A 15905-nucleotide genomic window follows, 5' to 3' on the forward strand; every position below is an offset into this window, starting at 1 on the left:
AAATTTATCTTTACAAATAGTAATCATTACGATAATATACAAAACGTAATGATTACGAAATCATAGCATACATATAGATTTAGAGGAGGAAGAGGGATGAAGAAATTATGGATGAAGGTTTTAGGGATAGCAGGGTTGCTGATGCTGCTTGCAGCTTGTACGAATAACGCAGATTCGGAGGGTGATAAAAAGCATCTGACCTTCGTTTATAATTTCGCGACTAATTCCTTGGATCCGAATGTAGACTCCAGCTACGTACCTTTGCGTGCAGGTATTACAGAAACGCTAGTACGATTGAATGAAGAAACATTAACAATCGAACCGTGGCTGGCTGAGAGCTGGGAAGGTAAAAACGAAGGGAGAGAATGGACTATCAAGCTTCGTGAAGGTATCAGCTTCCAAAATGGCGAACCGATGGATGCAGTCGCAGTGAAAGCATCATTGGAGAGATCTTTGAAGGATAACGTAGCCATCCAAAATGCATTGAAAATAGATTCTATCGAAGCAACAGATGATAGAACATTGCATATCACAAATACACAGGCGTTTCCGGAATTCGTTTCAGAACTTGTAAATCCAAATGTATCGATTATTGATGTTGAAGCAGGCGACTTTGTAAACAACCCAATTGGGATAGGCCCTTTCAAGCTGGAATCCTTTACACCAGGCAGCAAATTGGAGCTTGTTCGGAACGAGGACTATTGGGATGAGAAAGCAAAGCTTGATTCTGTGACATTCTCTTTTAATGAAGATGCAAATGCACGCTCCTTAGCATTGGAATCTGGTGATGCGGATGTTGTATTCCGTCCGGAAACGGAAAGCATTGAGAGCTTGGAAGCTAAGGATGGTGTGAAGGTTGAATCGACTGAGACCTTCCGTGTGCACCAGCTGACGATGAATATGCAGCGGGAAGCTCTGAAAGATGTGAATGTCCGTAAGGCAGTAGATGCCTTGATTAATCGGGAGGAAATTGCAAATTCTGTATTGCTTGGATATGCACAGCCGGCAAAAGGCCCGTTCCCTGACTCCTTGCCGTTTGCGCCAAGTTATAGTGCTCGTGAAACGGGAGAAGAGGTTGCAAAAGAATATCTTGAAAAAGCAGGTTACTCTCTAATAGACGGTAAAATGCAAAAAGACGGAGAACCTCTTGAGCTTACGATGCTGACATACTCCTCCAGAGCTGATCTTCCATTGATTGCACAGATATTCCAATCTGATGCTAAAAAGCTTGGTATTGAGGTAGAGCTGCGCCAAATCGAGATCCCGGAAGAATATATGGCGGCAAATCGCGATTGGGATCTGGCAACATACAGTAATTTGACAGCACCCCGTGGTGATGCAGGGTATTACTTGAATGCGACGTATCATCCAGATGGAGCTTTGAATTTCAGTGGGGCAGATGAACCAGAGCTGACTAAGATCATCGATGAATTAAATGTAACAGTAGATACAGACAAGCGTGCAGAACTAGCCGAAGCGGCTGCTAACTATGTGGATGAAAATCAGATCAATTCGTTTGTGATTTATCCTGACACACTCGTAGCTTTCGATGAAACGAAAGTAAAGAACTGGGTTACGACAAGAAGTGAGTATTACATGATTACAAACCAATTGGATGTGAAGTGATGTTTCGTATTATCGGGAGACGGCTGCTGGAGGTTGTGCTATTCATCTTATTCGTCACCTTCTTCAGTTTCCTTTTTCTTCGTCTTGCGCCAGGGGATCCAGCGCTCTCAATCCTGAATGTGGACGAGCTGAATGTAAGCCAAGAGCAAGTAGAAGCGCTTAGGGAAGATATGGGCTTCAACGATCCTTTGCTTGTTCAATATGGAAAGTGGCTGTTGGATTTTATTCAACTTGATTTTGGAAATTCATATATAACTAGTCAGCCGGTTTCAGAGATGCTGCTGACGGGTCTGCCAGCCACACTGGAGCTGACGATCGGTTCCTTGATCGTTATGCTCTTGGTTGCTATTCCGTTAGGATCGCTGTCAGCTCTATATAAGGATAGCTGGATTGACCATATCAGCAGATATTTTTCCATTATTGGAGCAGCTGTTCCTAGTTTCTGGCTCGGACTTATCTTGATAGATATGTTCGCTGTGAGGCTTAGCTGGTTCCCAACAATGGGACGTGACAGTTTGTTATCCCTTATCCTGCCATCAGTGACATTGGGACTTGCTATTGCAGGTGTTTACGTACGGCTGCTCCGTTCCAGTCTATTGGACTCTCTAGGGCAGGAATTTGTTCGCGCGGCGAGAGCACGTGGCATCTCAGAAAGACGCATTTTCTTTTCACATGCTTTCCGATACAGTTTACCGCCTGTCATCACAGTATTCGGTGTCAGTCTTGGCAGCTTGATTGGCGGCGTAGTCGTTGTGGAAGTATTATTTGCTTACCCTGGCGTAGGTAAACTTGTCGTTGACTCTATCCGGCAGCGCGATTATCCGCTGATTCAAGGTTACATAGTTCTGATGGCAGCTATCGTATTCGTTGTGAATACATTAGTGGACTTATCTTATCGTTATGTAAATCCTGAACTTCGATTAAAAGAAAGGAAGCTCAGCTAGATGAGTGTTATGGCTCTTTCTCCAAAAAAAATAAAGAAAACCAAGGTCTGGCTAATCAGTGCGCTTTTGCTTTTATTAATAGCAGTAGTGTCATATACCTTCCTTTACTTGAAGCATGATGCCACGATGACAGATGTCGGGAACCGGTTGGCATCTCCGTCATGGGAGCATCCCATGGGAACGGATCATTTAGGACGAGATGTACTGACGAGGCTCTTGCTCGGCTTCCGCCTGACTGTCGGCTACAGTGTGATTGCTTTGGCAGCAGCAGTCATCATCGGTGTTCCATTCGGATTGCTTGCTGGATTAAAGGGAGGTTGGGTTGATCGCCTATTCATGCGAATTGCCGATGGCTTCCTTGCCTTTCCGGATACAGTGATAGCCATTGTTCTTAGCGGTTTGCTGGGGCCCGGTATTGGAAATCTGCTTTTTGCAATTGTTCTCGTGAAGTGGGTCAACTATGCCAGGATGGTGCGCAGTACAGTGCTGACAGAAGTGCAAAAAGACTACATCACCATTGCCCGAATCAATGGTCTTTCCACATTTACAATTATGCGCAAACATCTGATGCCGCATATCATCGGAAATGTACTCGTCCTGGCCAGTTTGGATTTTGGTAAGATCATCTTGCTGATCTCCTCGCTTTCCTATATCGGACTCGGAGCACAGCCTCCGACGCCAGAGTGGGGCGCTATGCTGAACGAGTCCAGACCTTATTTCCAAGCGAACCCGGAAATGATGATATATCCTGGACTGGCAATAGTGGCGGTTGTGTTGGTGGCAAATATCCTTGGTGACTATTTACGAGATAAATTCGATGTGAAAAAGGAGGTGCAGCCATGATTTTATCGATTAAAGATCTAACCGTATCACATGGTGAGAAAACGATTGTGGATCATGCCAGTCTAACTATCGATAAAGGAGAATGGTTTGCCCTCGTAGGTCAAAGCGGCAGCGGCAAAACGATGCTGTCACAAGCAATCGGCCAGCTGCTCGGACCTAATCTAAGCGCCTCTGGCAGTATAATTTACCAAGACAGCAATATCCTTGAACGTCCAAGAACAGAAATGAACCAATTGCGAGGAAAGGCGATCAGTTACATTTTCCAAGACTATCACGGTTCGTTCACGCCGTTTCTGACGATTCAGCAGCATATGGAAGAGTATTTACTAACACATGGAGTGCAAGAAAAGAAAAAGCGTAAAAGTATGATAAATGAAGCATTTGAATCGGTTGGTCTGGATGCAGCTTTTATTAGGAGATACCCATTTCAGCTGAGCGGAGGCCAGCTGCAGCGTGCATCTATAGCACTTGCACTGCTTTTAGAACCTGATATTTTGATTGCAGATGAAGCAACAACGGCACTTGATAGTGTATCAGCGCATAAGATTCTTTCTCTGCTTCAAGAGCTCCAGCAAAAAACAGGCTGTGCCATTCTTTTCATCACACATGATTGGCGGCATGTTGCTCGTTATGCAGATAAAATTGCTGTCATGAAAGATGGGAAAATCATTGAAGCTGGTTCAAAACAAAAGCTCATCAACCAGCCGGAACATGCGTATACCAAACAGCTGATCCAGGCTGCACCTACGCTTCCAATGCGTATCAAGGAGGCAAGCAAATCATGACTGTTATGGAGATTAGTCATTTGAAAAAGAGCTATAATCCTGGAATGCTCGCTGTGAATGATGTGTCCCTTTCCATTCATCAAGGGGAAAGCCTGGGATTAGCAGGTGAAAGCGGATGCGGCAAAAGTACGCTGGCGCGCTGTCTGCTTGGTGTGGAAAAGATTGATGGCGGGTCCATCAGTTTTGATGGGAAACCGCTGGCCAAGGCAAATCGTAAGGGGCTTCGAGACTATCGCCGGAACGTTCAGACAGTCTTTCAAAATCCAACTGCTGCATTAAATCCGAAGCTGAAAATCAAGGACTCCTTGCTCGATCCTTACTTACAGTTTCAGCAGGAGCTTGAACTGGAGCATTTTACATTTACTTCAAAAAAAGGTTTTGTGGAGCAGCTGCTTGAAGCAGTTGAACTGCCGAAAGAACTTGGCGACCGTTATCCGCATGAGCTGAGCGGCGGACAAAAACAGCGTGTAACCATTGCACGCGCCATCAGTATCGAGCCAAAACTCATTGTCCTGGATGAACCGACAGCAAGTCTTGATGTGATTTCCCAAGGAGCCATTCTCGAGCTGCTTGCTTCTCTGCAAAAGACATTAGGCATGTCCTATCTGTTCATTTCACATGATTTAGCCGCAGTTTATCAGCTGTGTCAGCGCATCGCTGTCATGAAAGATGGGGAACTGATGGATATCTTTCAGAAGGAAGAAATTTACGATAATAGCCGTCATGCTTACACGAAAGAATTGATTAGTATATTTTGAGCGGATGCTCCAAGAGCACCCGCTTTTTCTTTATGACTTGAACTGCTCGATTAGATCCTTCAAAGACAGCTCCCCAATATTTCCTTCCGGCCGCTTCCGGACAGCAACTGTTTTATTCTGCAGTTCGTTGTCCCCGACAATGAGCAGATAAGGGACTTTCTGTTGTGACCCCTCCCTAATTTTAAGACCAATCTTCTCCGAACGATCATCAACTGACACACGATAACCTGCCTTACGTAATTCCTCACAAACTGCCTTGGCATAATCAGCATGCGCATCGCTGATTGGAAGGATACTTGCTTGAACAGGTGCTAACCAGAATGGAAAGTCTCCTGCATAGTGCTCGATGAGGATAGCCATGAACCGTTCGATTGAACCGTAGATAGCCCGGTGAATCATAATCGGCTGTCTGCGGCTGTTTTCTTGATTCACATAGCTGCAATCGAATTTCTCCGGCATTTGGAAATCGAGCTGAACAGTCCCGCATTGCCAGCTGCGTCCAAGGCTGTCGAGAATATGAAAGTCGATTTTAGGTCCGTAGAAAGCACCGTCGCCAGCATTTACTTTATACGCGATGCCTTGTCGTTTCAGGACATTTTCTAAGGATGCTTCCGCTTTATCCCAAACAGCTGGTGAACCCATGAAGTCCTCTGGGCGAGTGGATAGCTCTACTTCATAAGAAAAGCCAAATAGACTGTAAAATTCATCAATCAGCTGCAGTACTTTTTCCACTTCTTGTTCAATCTGATCTTCACGGACGAACAGATGCGCATCATCCTGTGTGAATGACCGAACACGCAGCAATCCATTCAGGGAGCCAGACAGTTCGTGCCGGTGCACCAGACCTAATTCTGCATAACGCATTGGAAGATCGCGATAGCTGCGGAGCTTGCTGTTGTAGATGAGGACTGCTCCCGGGCAGCTCATTGGTTTAATAGCATAGCGCTGATCATCTACCTCAGAAAAATACATGTTTTCGTGATAATGATCCCAATGGCCGGACTGCTCCCAGAGCTGCTGCTTCATCATGATTGGAGTTTTGATTTCATCATATCCAGCTTGGGCATGTTTTTCTTTCCACAGCTCCTCCAGTTTATTGCGCAAAACCATTCCTTTTGGCAAGAAGAAAGGCATGCCAGGTGCTTCCTCCATGCTTAGGAAAAGTTCGAGCTGCTGTCCTAGTTTGCGGTGATTCCTTTTTTCTGCTTCTGCTTGTTTGTTCATGATAATTCCTCCTTTTAAATATAAAAAAAGACCACAATCCTCCCGTGATCGGGACGATTGTGGTCGTGGTTCCACCCAGATTTCCGCCAGAAAAATGGCGCTCATATGTTTTAACGGTTCCTACCGATAGCGGATACTGCAAGTTCCCCGCTATAGCTTGAAGGTGGTAATCCAAATCGTTCTCCTGCAGGGCTCTCAGCCGGTGACCCTGCTTTCTGTCAGGAGAAGGATGATCTGAATCATGTCCTTCGCATTGCTTTTCTCGATATAAAATTGTAAACAAAAAGACCGCACTCATCTCCCTGAAGGGACGATTGCGGTCGTGGTTCCACCCTAATTCCATCAGCATATAGCTGATGCTTCAAAATACGATAACGGTCTTCCCGATTACGGATACTTTTGTTTCCCCGTAATAGCTCCAAGGTGGTAATACATATGCTTATCTGCGAAGGTTCCAGCAATTCCTTCGCTCTCTGAGAGATAGAGGCTTGTGCATCATGTCCTTATCAACGCTTCTGTTTTGTTGTATGCTCATTATACAGATACTGGATATAGGCGTCAAATGGAAATGAGGGATTTTTTTGAGAAACCCAAAGGATACTGCCAAAAGATTCATCGAAATCAATCACCCCGAATGCGCAGGAGCATTGCTGGCAGGAAGCTGTGCCAGAGGGGAAGCAACACAGACCTCTGATTTGGATATTATTATTCTGTACGCAGGAGAAAATCAGGCATATAGGGAATCATTGCTTTTTGAAGGATGGCCGGTAGAGGCATTTGTATACACCGGAGAAGCTTACCTCAAATTCTTTGCCAGTGATGCAGAGCGCGGAATCCCGTCCATGCCAAGGATGGTGAGTGAAGCGATTGTGCTGAAGGAGTCGCCGGCCGTTACCAAGATGAAATCCGAAGCAAACAGCATATTTTCTGCTGGACCTTCCCCCTGGAGCAAACAGAAGATCGATCATAACCGGTACATGATTACCAATCTAATGGATGATTTCCTGGATAAAGAAGTTGGAGGAGAAGCATATTTTCTGGCAAATGCAATCATCAATGATCTGGCCATATTCACACTCCGTACCAGACAGCATTGGATTGGTTCTGGTAAATGGATGTTCAGGGAGCTGAAGAGTATGGACGCAGCGCTGGCGAATCGATTCGAGCAAAGTTTAGCTGCGTTTTATCAGCAGCATGATAAACAAGCTATCGTGGAGCTGGCAGATGACTGTCTGGATCCATACGGCGGTCGACTATTCGAGGGATATTATGTTGGGTAAGGGGGAGAGAAACATGGAAATCCGAAAGTTGACAGCCTCTGATGCAGAAGCATACTGGGAACTTAGACTGGAAGCCTTGCAGGCACATCCAGATGCATTCGGTACTTCCTATGAGGATGCAATAAAACAAGAAAACCCGATAGAAAGAGTAAAGGGAAATTTAGTGAGCTCGCACGCAGAGACATATGGGATATTTATGCATGATAAGCTCGCCGGCAACGCAACATTAAGATATGAGATGCCTGCAAAGCTCCGCCACCGTGCAGATTTAGTAGCAGTTTATCTAGCTCCGGAAGCAAGGGGAAAAGGGTACGGAAAAAAGCTGATAGAGCATATGCTCAAAGTGGCTAAAGAACGTGGGGGCATAGAGAAGGTAAATCTGGTCGTAGCTGCGACAAATCCGGTTGCCAAGCATGTTTACGAACAAGCTGGGTTCAAGCAATTTGGCGTAGAAGAGCATGCATTGAAAATAGGAGATACATATATTTCAGAGATACATATGGCTTTGATTTTGGAAGAGAGCAAATGAATTACATTTTTGAATTGGATGGTACGATCTAACCTGGAGATCCTACGAACTGATGTGTAGTATAGTAAGCAAATGAACCCTCACATTAGCGAGGGTTCATTCTTTGATCAACAAATAAATAAAATAAGGTGCACCAATTGCAGAAACAACCAATCCGATCGGAATCTCCGAGGGTGCTAGAATCGTTCGCGATAAAGTGTCCGCTACAAGCATGATCAGCGCGCCGATCAGTGCACAAATCGGGAGCAGATGCTTGTGGTTCGGTCCAACGATACGTCTTGCCAAGTGCGGTGCGACAAGTCCGAGGAATGTAATTGCTCCTCCAGCTGCTACGCAAGCTCCCGCCAGTGCAACAGCAAGGAGCAGAAGGATTGTGCGCTCTTTTTGCACCGGAGCCCCGACACCGACAGCGATTTGGTCGCCTAGTGTCAAAACGTTTAATGCTTTTGCTTTATAAATTGCATATGGGACGAGCAGTATAATCCAAGGCAAGAGTGCAAGGACATAATTCCAGCTCGTCTGCCAGATGCTGCCGTTCAGCCAGATTGTCGCCTGCGTGAAATCCTTCGGTTCCATCATAAGCTGGAAGACGATGATCAGACCGCCGAAGGCAGCGTTTATCCCAATACCGACAAGAATTAGACGGACTGGCGTAACACCTTTTTTCCAAGCTAATGCGTAAATAAGGCTTGCTGCGAGGAGCGCCCCAGCGAATGCGAATAGTGGCATGATGAATACTTGCAGGCTGCCGGTACCAGCCAGCTTATCCTGCAGGAAGAAAATATAAAGGACGACAGCAAAACCTGCCCCTGCATTGATTCCTAAGATACCTGGGTCAGCAAGTCCATTCTGGGATACACCCTGCAGGATCGCACCGGCAATACCCATTCCGATTCCTATCAATAGCGCAATTACCATACGCGGCAGACGGAAATCGAATAAGATCACATCAAATGAGCCATCGCCCGTACCAAGCAACGTCTTTACAACATCTGCCGGTCCGATAGGGATTGTTCCTGAATTCAAGCTGATGAAAAATACAATGAGAATAGCAGCAATGATTCCAATTGCCACCAGGCTTGTCTTTTTCGCAGAGTGTATCATATGTTCTTACCCTCCCGGCGAGCTAGATAAATGAAGAATGGTACGCCGATCAAAGCTGTGAGGGCACCAACAGGTGTTTCAAAGGGCGGGTTGATCATCCGGGATGCAATATCCGCAAAGTTAAGCAAAAGACCGCCCAATACTGCCGAACATGGAATGATCCAGCGATAATCTGGTCCGACGAGGAACCGCGTGATATGCGGAATGACCAATCCGACAAATCCGATGGTACCGCCGACTGAAACGGCAGCTCCTGTTAAAATCAGCACAACCAGCACCCCGGCTGCTTTCACCAGGCCGGTTTTCAAACCAAGTCCGGTCGCCACATCTTCTCCGAGACTGAGTGTCGTAACCGAACCGCTGATGAACAATGCCAGCACCAATCCGATAGCAGCAGCTGGGAATAACAGCTTCACTGTATCCCATTGCACATTCGCAACGCCGCCCGCGTACCAGAAGCTCAAGTCCCTCGCTACATCAAAATGAATTGCCATTGCATTAGAGAAGGCTCCAAGCAAAGCAGTGATAGCAGTTCCTGCCAATGCCAGCTTCACTGGTGTCAATCCGGTTCTTGCCAGCAGGCCGATTCCGAAAACAAGTCCAAGGCCAAGTCCTGCACCTAGGAATGAGAATAAAAGCAGGTTCACATTGGAGATACCAGGAAGGAAGACAAGCGCAATCGCAATCATGAAAGTCGCACCGGATGTTACGCCCATGATTTGCGGAGAAGCAAGTGGATTGCGAGTCATCCCTTGCATGATAGCTCCGGATGCAGCAAGCATAGCGCCGATCAGAACTGCCGCTACAGTACGAGGCATGCGAAGCCGATGAATGATTTGATGGGATGTATTTGCCGCATCGTAATGGAAAATACTATTCCAGACAGTGCCCAGTGAGATATCCGCAACACCGAATACGATGGATAGTCCTATAGAAAGAATCAGCAGGGCGATACCTGCGATAAGTATGATTGTGCCAATTAGTCTGCGTGCTTGCATCGTTATCCCGCTTTCTGCACTCTATGTATACCAAATGAATGAAATGATGCTTGTAATTGATAATGAGAATTGTTATCATCTAATATGATAACATAAACCAAGAGGTGAGTCCCTTGTTCAAAAGAAAGAGTATGTTTTTACTGCTGGCAGTCTTCGCCAGTGTTGTATTCATTATAACAGGTTGCGGCAACAACGATTCAAGTGATAATGCTGAAAATAACTCCTCCGATCAAAAGAGAAGTGAAACACGTACAGTTACGGATGCAATGGGCCATGAAATAGAAATCCCTGCAAACCCTGAAAATGTACTTGCTTCCTATTTGGAGGACAACCTTGTAGCACTTGATATCACACCAGTAGCGCAATGGTCTGTAAATAATGGCGATCCACAAGGTTACTTACAGGATAGCTTGAAAGACGTGCCAACAATTGATTCCACACTTCCCTTTGAGGCGGTGGCAAGCTTTAAACCAGACTTGATCATCATGGATTCTGCTTCCATGGTAGAAGGCGATAAGTACGAGCAGTACAATAAAATTGCCCCTACATATGTAATGGGCACAGAAGAAAACGGCGACTGGCGCAAAGAATTGCAAACAGTCGGTGAAATCTTCGGTAAAGAGGATGAAGCACAAAAGGTGCTTGATGATTATGATGCAAAAGCAGCAGATGCAAAAGAACAAATCCAAGGTGCAATTGGCGATGAATCCGCAGCTGCTATCTGGCTTGTCGGCGGACAGCTTTACATCGTAAGTGAGAACCTATCCAGCGGTGCGGTCCTTTACGGTGACCTAGGTCTTACAGTTCCAGAAGGCGTTAAGGAAATTTCCGAAGGTGCAACAGCAAACTGGAACCCAGTTTCTCTTGAGCAACTGGCTGAGATGGATGTTGACCACCTCTTCTTGGTCAATAGCGATGAAGGCGACGGATCTGAAATCCTGGATGATCCATTGCTTGCAAATGTACCAGCTATCAAAGAAGGCAATGTCTATAAATATGATAAAGAAACAAGCTGGCTGTACACTGGCCCGATTGCGAACGAGCAAATTGTGGACGATGCAGTTGAAAGCTTAGTGAAGTAAGAGAAACTTCTTCCCTGTGAAAATGGGGGAGAAGTTTTTTTTGTGTAATGAAATAAATTGTTTATTGAATGCAGATAAATTTAAGGAGAATAAGTATAGAGCAGGAGGATCACTCCTGCTTTTTTGCTGATCAAATAAAGATACTTTGGTATGTATGGAAGTAAATATCCAAAGCTGTACAGATCGAGGCTGTCAGGATAAAGAAATCGTACGCTGAAAAATTCTTTCTCTGGTGTTAATCCAGCCGATCACAAAAAGAGGAAAAATAATTGATACCCATATATCGCTATGATTAAAGGCAGATACGGAAATAGCTTTATAAAGAAGCCAACTGTAAATAAATATCGTAATGACTACACTGTTAACGGTAAAAAAAAAAGCATTTTCAAAGTGATATATCCTTGTAAGTAGGATTTCCTTTCAGTGTACACGAATGATGTTAAGAGAAAGTAATAACAGGAGGTTTCTTATAGATGACTAAGATAGCAATAGTAACTGGAGTTTCGTATCCCCGCTCCATTGGTACGGCAGTATGCCGCCGGCTAGCAGAACAAGGAGTGGATATCTTTTTTACATATTGGCGGGCAGGTGAGACCTGGCCTGATCAGCTTAGGAGCGAGTTGAAAGAAGCCGGTGTCAAAAGCATTGGTATGGAAGCAGATCTAGAACAACCGGAGACAGCCGAAACTATTCTGCAAGAAGTACAGCAGCAGCTAGGAGTCCCGGCTATATTAATCAATTGTGCTGCTTTTTCAGAGAATGGCAGCTATGAGGAACTTGATAGGGTTCAGCTTGATCGTCATTATGCTGTGAATATGAGAAGTGTCTTCCTGCTTTGCGCAGAATTCGCAAAACTTTTTAAAGAGCATCGGCCAGCCGACAAGGGAAGTATCGTAAACCTCACTTCTGGTCAGAGCCAAGGGCCTATGCCTGACGAACTGGCATACATCGCTACCAAGGGTGCCATTACGGCATTCTCTCAATCTCTCGCAGCTGACTTGGCGGCGCTTGGAATCAATGTCAATGCAGTCAATCCAGGTCCGACAGACAGTACATGGATGACAGACGATATAAGACAGCACCTGCTTCCTCAATTTCCAATGGGGAGAATCGGAGAGCCGGATGATGCAGCGAGACTTATCAGTTTCCTAGTCGGAGAAGATGGCTACTGGGTGACGGGACAGGAGCTTCATTCAGAAGGCGGTTTCCTTCGTAGATGACATTTATGGAAAATAAATCTATTAATGGTTCATGCTATCAGTTAAGATGAAAGGGAAGTAAGTACGAGGGGGAAACTGATTGCGTTACTTGTATGAAGAAACAGTTAAGGAAACAGGAAAAGAGATGCCTGGATACCCTGCATTTGCGGGATTAATGAAAAGCATGCAAGAGGAACTCCAGGAAAAGTATGGTGAATTTTACGCTGTGTATAATACAGACGATGTTCATTTTGAATTATGGACTATCGTAGAAGAAGATATCCGAAAAGAAAATCCGGAAATCGAGCATGTTGCGCAGCTTTTTGAGCGGCTGGAAAGCTATACATTTGAATACGATGAAGAAGCACAGGAGCCAGTTTATAAGGTATACCGCGCGTTAAATAACCAGTTGTATGCATATCCTGCTGCTGGTGTTGCTTTTGCGAGAATCCCGTATTTCAGTGATGCCAGCATCGTGTATTTGCAATGTGTGCTGGCTACAGGAAAAGAAAATATCTCCTCCTTCCTGCAAACGCTTCGAGATAGAGTCTGGAAGAAAAGCAGAGATGAAGTTCTTGTCTTCAAGGATAATGGCGAGGGTGTCACACAGGAACAGCAGCAAGTCACAAATACGGTAAAGCGCGAGGATGTCGTGCTCAATGAATCTATAAAAAAAGAGATTTATGGCATGCTCGATCAATTTTTTACAGAAGATCGATCCTTTTTCACTACCTATGACATTCCGTACCGTCGCGGGATCCTATTATATGGACCGCCAGGAAACGGAAAGACAACACTAGTAAAGTCGATTGCCAATACGGTTGCAGCACCTGTGGCTTACTGGCAGATTACGGAGCATACATCCAGTGAATCGATAGAGGAAGTATTCAGTTCTGCTACAAGACTGGCACCAATGGTACTGGTCATCGAGGATATCGACTCTATGCCGGATGAAGTGCGTTCCTACTTCTTGAATACATTGGATGGGGCAACGTCCAAGGAAGGCATCTTCTTGATTGGAACAACCAACTATCCAGAAGAAATCGATCCTGGCTTGATTAATCGTGCAGGAAGATTTGATCGCGGCTATGAAATCACTTTGCCGGATGCATCCTTGCGCAGCCAGTATGTTGAGAAAGTTGGCTTCCTGAATCTATTGAATCAAGAAGAAGTGGATAAAGTGGTTGATAAGACAGAAGGTTTCTCGTTTGCACAGCTCAAGGAACTCTTTGTTTTCCTGGCAGCAGCTAAACATCAAGGAGATGAGGTTTCCGCTAAAGACATCATTAAGAATATGAAGCGGGAATACAAGAAAAGCAAGTCTGGGAAATGGTGGGAAGAACAGCAGGATGAACTAGGATTCCGCTAAAAAGGGAAAAGGCGATCTGGTTTTAATCAGATCGCCTTTTTCAATGAATTCTTCAGCTTGCTGCAAGTACGACAACCAGCAAAACAGCAGCAAGTACAATGCGGTAAATAGCAAATGGAACAAGCTTGTACTTGGATATGATTTTTAGGAACGTTCGTATTGCAAGCAGTGCAAAAACAAACGCACTGATAAATCCAGCAACAAAGAACGGAATGACATCAGGAGTGAAAGCATCCAAGTGCTTTATAAGCGTAAGTGCACTTGCGCCTGCCATAACAGGAACAGCCATGATAAACGTGAAGTCAGATGCTACACGGTGATTCAATCCTAGGAGGACACCGCCGGAAATAGTTGAGCCTGAACGAGAAAACCCGGGCCAAAGAGCGATACATTGGAAGAGTCCGATCATAAATGCTTTCTTATATGTCAGTTCATCCAACGATTCCACTGTTGGCGGATGCTTTTTTGTATGGCGGTCTGCAACTAACATGAGGATAGCACCTGCAATGAGTGCTGCAATCACTGTGATAATTGAAAACAGATAGTTGTCCACCATATCCTGTACTAAGAAACCGAGCACTGCTGCCGGGATAAGACCTGTAATGACAATTCCCAGGCTGAATTTACCTTGCTTGCCTGGAAGCTGTTCCGTCTTTCCCTGCAGTTTTCTTATTCCGAGTATGTCCATGAATCGGTCCTTGAACACAATCACGGCAGCCAGTATGGAACCTAGCTGAATCACGACCATGAATGTGATGCTAACTTCCTTATTGAAAAGCTGATCAATATTCAGCCATAAATCGTCTACGATAATCATATGCCCGGTGGAGGAGACAGGAGCAAACTCCGTCAACCCTTCCACTAAGCCCATGATGAGCCCTACAATAATTTCATACATTTGTTTTCTTCCTTACTGTTTGAATTGTATTCTTCTTCCGGAGCTTTCGCAGGAACCAGATTCCAGCACCTGCTAAAACAAGTAGTGCTAAAGCAAGAACGCCGTATTGATAATAACCCAGGTATGTTTCTACACTTTCCCACGATGCGCCAAGCCATACACCAAGCATGACCATGACAGCGTTCCAAATTAACGTGCCAAAAGTAGAATAGAGAAGAAACATGCCGAAATGCATATTCGCCATACCTGCCGGAATCGATATGAGACTTCGTACGACAGGGATGAATCGGCATAGGAATACTGTCCATACGCCATATTTATCAAACCAGCTATCTGCTTTATGTAAATGGGAACTTTTTAATTTCAAATATCGACCCCAGCGTTCCACCCAAGCCTCGAGCCGTTCCAGATCGAAAAGCTTTCCGACCCAATACAATATAACGCTTCCGAGCATAGCCCCAACAGTTGCGGACAAGATTACACCTACGGGACTTAAGCTGGTACTGGCAGCGAGAAAGCCCCCGAATAGAAGAATGATTTCGGAAGGAATTGGCGGAAAGACATTCTCAAAAGCCATCAAAAAAAGAATGGCAGGGTATCCGTAGGTTTCCATTAGGTCAGTCATCCAAGATTCCACAAGCGTTTCTCCTTTTATTTATTGGTAGCCTGCATAGCGGAATGCACTGCCAAGGTATCATCCAGATATCCAAAAGGGAAAATATAATCAGGAAGCGCATCAATTGGATTGATGAAATATAACAATGCTGCTCCTAGAATGATCAATTCACGTTTAGATCCCGCACCGGTCTGAAATTTGACGTACATCTGCTTCAAGTCTTGGACAAGCTTGCCGACACTTCCAACGGCATTAAGCTTCTCTTCGAATTTCTCGTCAATAATTTGTTTTCCGCCATCAGTCAGTGCGACTTCCTCGTATGAAGCAAGCTGTTTTTCGACGCGTCCCTGACTGAAATCTGGATCAGCTTGCTGACAAAGAGCTAGTAGATGCTGCTGCCCATCAATCGGTGCGGATTCAATAAAGCCGGCTGCAGTCATTAATTCTTCAAGGGGCACATCCAATGATTCGCTCAATTTATGTAAATGATTTACCGTTGCATTGCGTTTTCCATTCATGATCTTGGAAACAATTGCTGGATCGATGCCAGTTTGCCTGCTTAAAGCACGCATCGATAAACCTTTTTCTTTGGTTTTATGCTTCAATAATGTGATTAGTTTGTCATTCATTTGCATGAAAAGATGCCTCCT

At 45.0% G+C, this 15905-nt stretch carries 16 protein-coding genes and 1 other annotated feature; of the genes, 10 read left to right on the forward strand and 6 right to left on the reverse strand.

The window, feature by feature from the left end:
• Positions 1-96 precede the first annotated feature (96 nt).
• Genes nikA through ACH6C1_RS00745 form a run of 5 tightly spaced genes read left to right on the forward strand, consistent with a single transcriptional unit; the run spans position 97 to position 4956 of the window.
• The gene (gene nikA / locus ACH6C1_RS00725) at positions 97-1626 is read left to right on the forward strand and encodes a nickel ABC transporter substrate-binding protein (protein WP_374073729.1); all 1530 of its coding nucleotides are present in this window, start codon (positions 97-99) and stop codon (positions 1624-1626) included.
• The gene (nikB, locus tag ACH6C1_RS00730; RefSeq protein WP_374073731.1) at positions 1626-2570 is read left to right on the forward strand and encodes a nickel ABC transporter permease; all 945 of its coding nucleotides are present in this window, start codon (positions 1626-1628) and stop codon (positions 2568-2570) included. Before nikA ends, nikB begins: the two co-directional genes overlap by 1 nt.
• 9 nt (positions 2571-2579) lie before the next feature.
• On the forward strand, positions 2580-3413 hold the full coding sequence (gene nikC, locus ACH6C1_RS00735) for a nickel transporter permease (RefSeq protein WP_374075523.1): 834 nt from the start codon (positions 2580-2582) through the stop codon (positions 3411-3413).
• A complete protein-coding gene (locus ACH6C1_RS00740) occupies positions 3410-4198 on the forward strand; it encodes an ABC transporter ATP-binding protein (protein WP_374073733.1) in 789 nt (262 codons plus the stop codon). Before nikC ends, ACH6C1_RS00740 begins: the two co-directional genes overlap by 4 nt.
• Complete coding sequence (locus tag ACH6C1_RS00745) at positions 4195-4956, forward strand: ABC transporter ATP-binding protein (protein ID WP_374073735.1); 762 nt, start codon at positions 4195-4197, stop codon at positions 4954-4956. Before ACH6C1_RS00740 ends, ACH6C1_RS00745 begins: the two co-directional genes overlap by 4 nt.
• A gap of 30 nt (positions 4957-4986) precedes the next feature.
• Here ACH6C1_RS00745 and thrS read toward each other — a convergent pair whose 3' ends face one another.
• The gene (gene thrS / locus ACH6C1_RS00750) at positions 4987-6180 is read right to left on the reverse strand and encodes a threonine--tRNA ligase (protein ID WP_374073737.1); all 1194 of its coding nucleotides are present in this window, start codon (positions 6178-6180) and stop codon (positions 4987-4989) included.
• A 303-nt stretch (positions 6181-6483) separates the two neighbouring features.
• Positions 6484-6699 (reverse strand) — a binding site (T-box leader).
• 62 nt (positions 6700-6761) lie between these two features.
• Here thrS and ACH6C1_RS00755 point away from each other — a divergent pair.
• Together ACH6C1_RS00755 and ACH6C1_RS00760 are read left to right on the forward strand one after the other, a co-directional pair.
• Entirely contained in the window at positions 6762-7460 is a 699-nt protein-coding gene (locus ACH6C1_RS00755; RefSeq protein ID WP_374073739.1) for a nucleotidyltransferase domain-containing protein, read from the forward strand.
• Positions 7461-7473: 13 nt separating this feature from the next.
• Positions 7474-7989, forward strand: coding sequence for a GNAT family N-acetyltransferase (locus ACH6C1_RS00760; RefSeq protein WP_374073741.1), 516 nt, complete (start codon positions 7474-7476; stop codon positions 7987-7989).
• A gap of 96 nt (positions 7990-8085) precedes the next feature.
• On the opposite strand, the gene ACH6C1_RS00765 is transcribed toward ACH6C1_RS00760, so the two are convergent.
• Entirely contained in the window at positions 8086-9093 is a 1008-nt protein-coding gene (locus tag ACH6C1_RS00765; RefSeq protein WP_374073743.1) for a FecCD family ABC transporter permease, read from the reverse strand.
• Entirely contained in the window at positions 9090-10091 is a 1002-nt protein-coding gene (locus ACH6C1_RS00770; RefSeq protein ID WP_095221889.1) for a FecCD family ABC transporter permease, read from the reverse strand. Before ACH6C1_RS00770 ends, ACH6C1_RS00765 begins: the two co-directional genes overlap by 4 nt.
• 113 nt (positions 10092-10204) lie before the next feature.
• Here ACH6C1_RS00770 and ACH6C1_RS00775 point away from each other — a divergent pair, with 113 nt between their 5' ends.
• The 3 genes from ACH6C1_RS00775 to ACH6C1_RS00785 all read left to right on the forward strand — a co-directional run bounded on the left by ACH6C1_RS00775 (position 10205) and on the right by ACH6C1_RS00785 (position 13741).
• Positions 10205-11173, forward strand: coding sequence for an ABC transporter substrate-binding protein (locus ACH6C1_RS00775; protein ID WP_374073747.1), 969 nt, complete (start codon positions 10205-10207; stop codon positions 11171-11173).
• Positions 11174-11646: 473 nt separating this feature from the next.
• On the forward strand, positions 11647-12393 hold the full coding sequence (locus ACH6C1_RS00780) for an SDR family oxidoreductase (RefSeq protein ID WP_374073749.1): 747 nt from the start codon (positions 11647-11649) through the stop codon (positions 12391-12393).
• Positions 12394-12517: 124 nt separating this feature from the next.
• A complete protein-coding gene (locus ACH6C1_RS00785; RefSeq protein ID WP_374075525.1) occupies positions 12518-13741 on the forward strand; it encodes an AAA family ATPase in 1224 nt (407 codons plus the stop codon).
• A 52-nt stretch (positions 13742-13793) separates the two neighbouring features.
• Here ACH6C1_RS00785 and ACH6C1_RS00790 read toward each other — a convergent pair whose 3' ends face one another.
• Genes ACH6C1_RS00790 through ACH6C1_RS00800 form a run of 3 tightly spaced genes read right to left on the reverse strand, consistent with a single transcriptional unit; the run spans position 13794 to position 15890 of the window.
• On the reverse strand, positions 13794-14639 hold the full coding sequence (locus ACH6C1_RS00790; protein ID WP_374073751.1) for an undecaprenyl-diphosphate phosphatase: 846 nt from the start codon (positions 14637-14639) through the stop codon (positions 13794-13796).
• Complete coding sequence (locus ACH6C1_RS00795) at positions 14632-15276, reverse strand: DedA family protein (RefSeq protein WP_374073754.1); 645 nt, start codon at positions 15274-15276, stop codon at positions 14632-14634. The genes ACH6C1_RS00790 and ACH6C1_RS00795 overlap by 8 nt, the downstream gene beginning before the upstream one ends.
• A gap of 14 nt (positions 15277-15290) precedes the next feature.
• Positions 15291-15890 (reverse strand): helix-turn-helix domain-containing protein, encoded by a 600-nt coding sequence (locus ACH6C1_RS00800; RefSeq protein ID WP_374073756.1) that lies wholly within the window; start codon positions 15888-15890, stop codon positions 15291-15293.
• Positions 15891-15905 lie beyond the last annotated feature (15 nt).

Origin of the sequence: Terribacillus sp. JSM ZJ617 (genome assembly GCF_044383785.1) — a bacterium.
Lineage (GTDB): Bacteria > Bacillota > Bacilli > Bacillales > Amphibacillaceae > Terribacillus.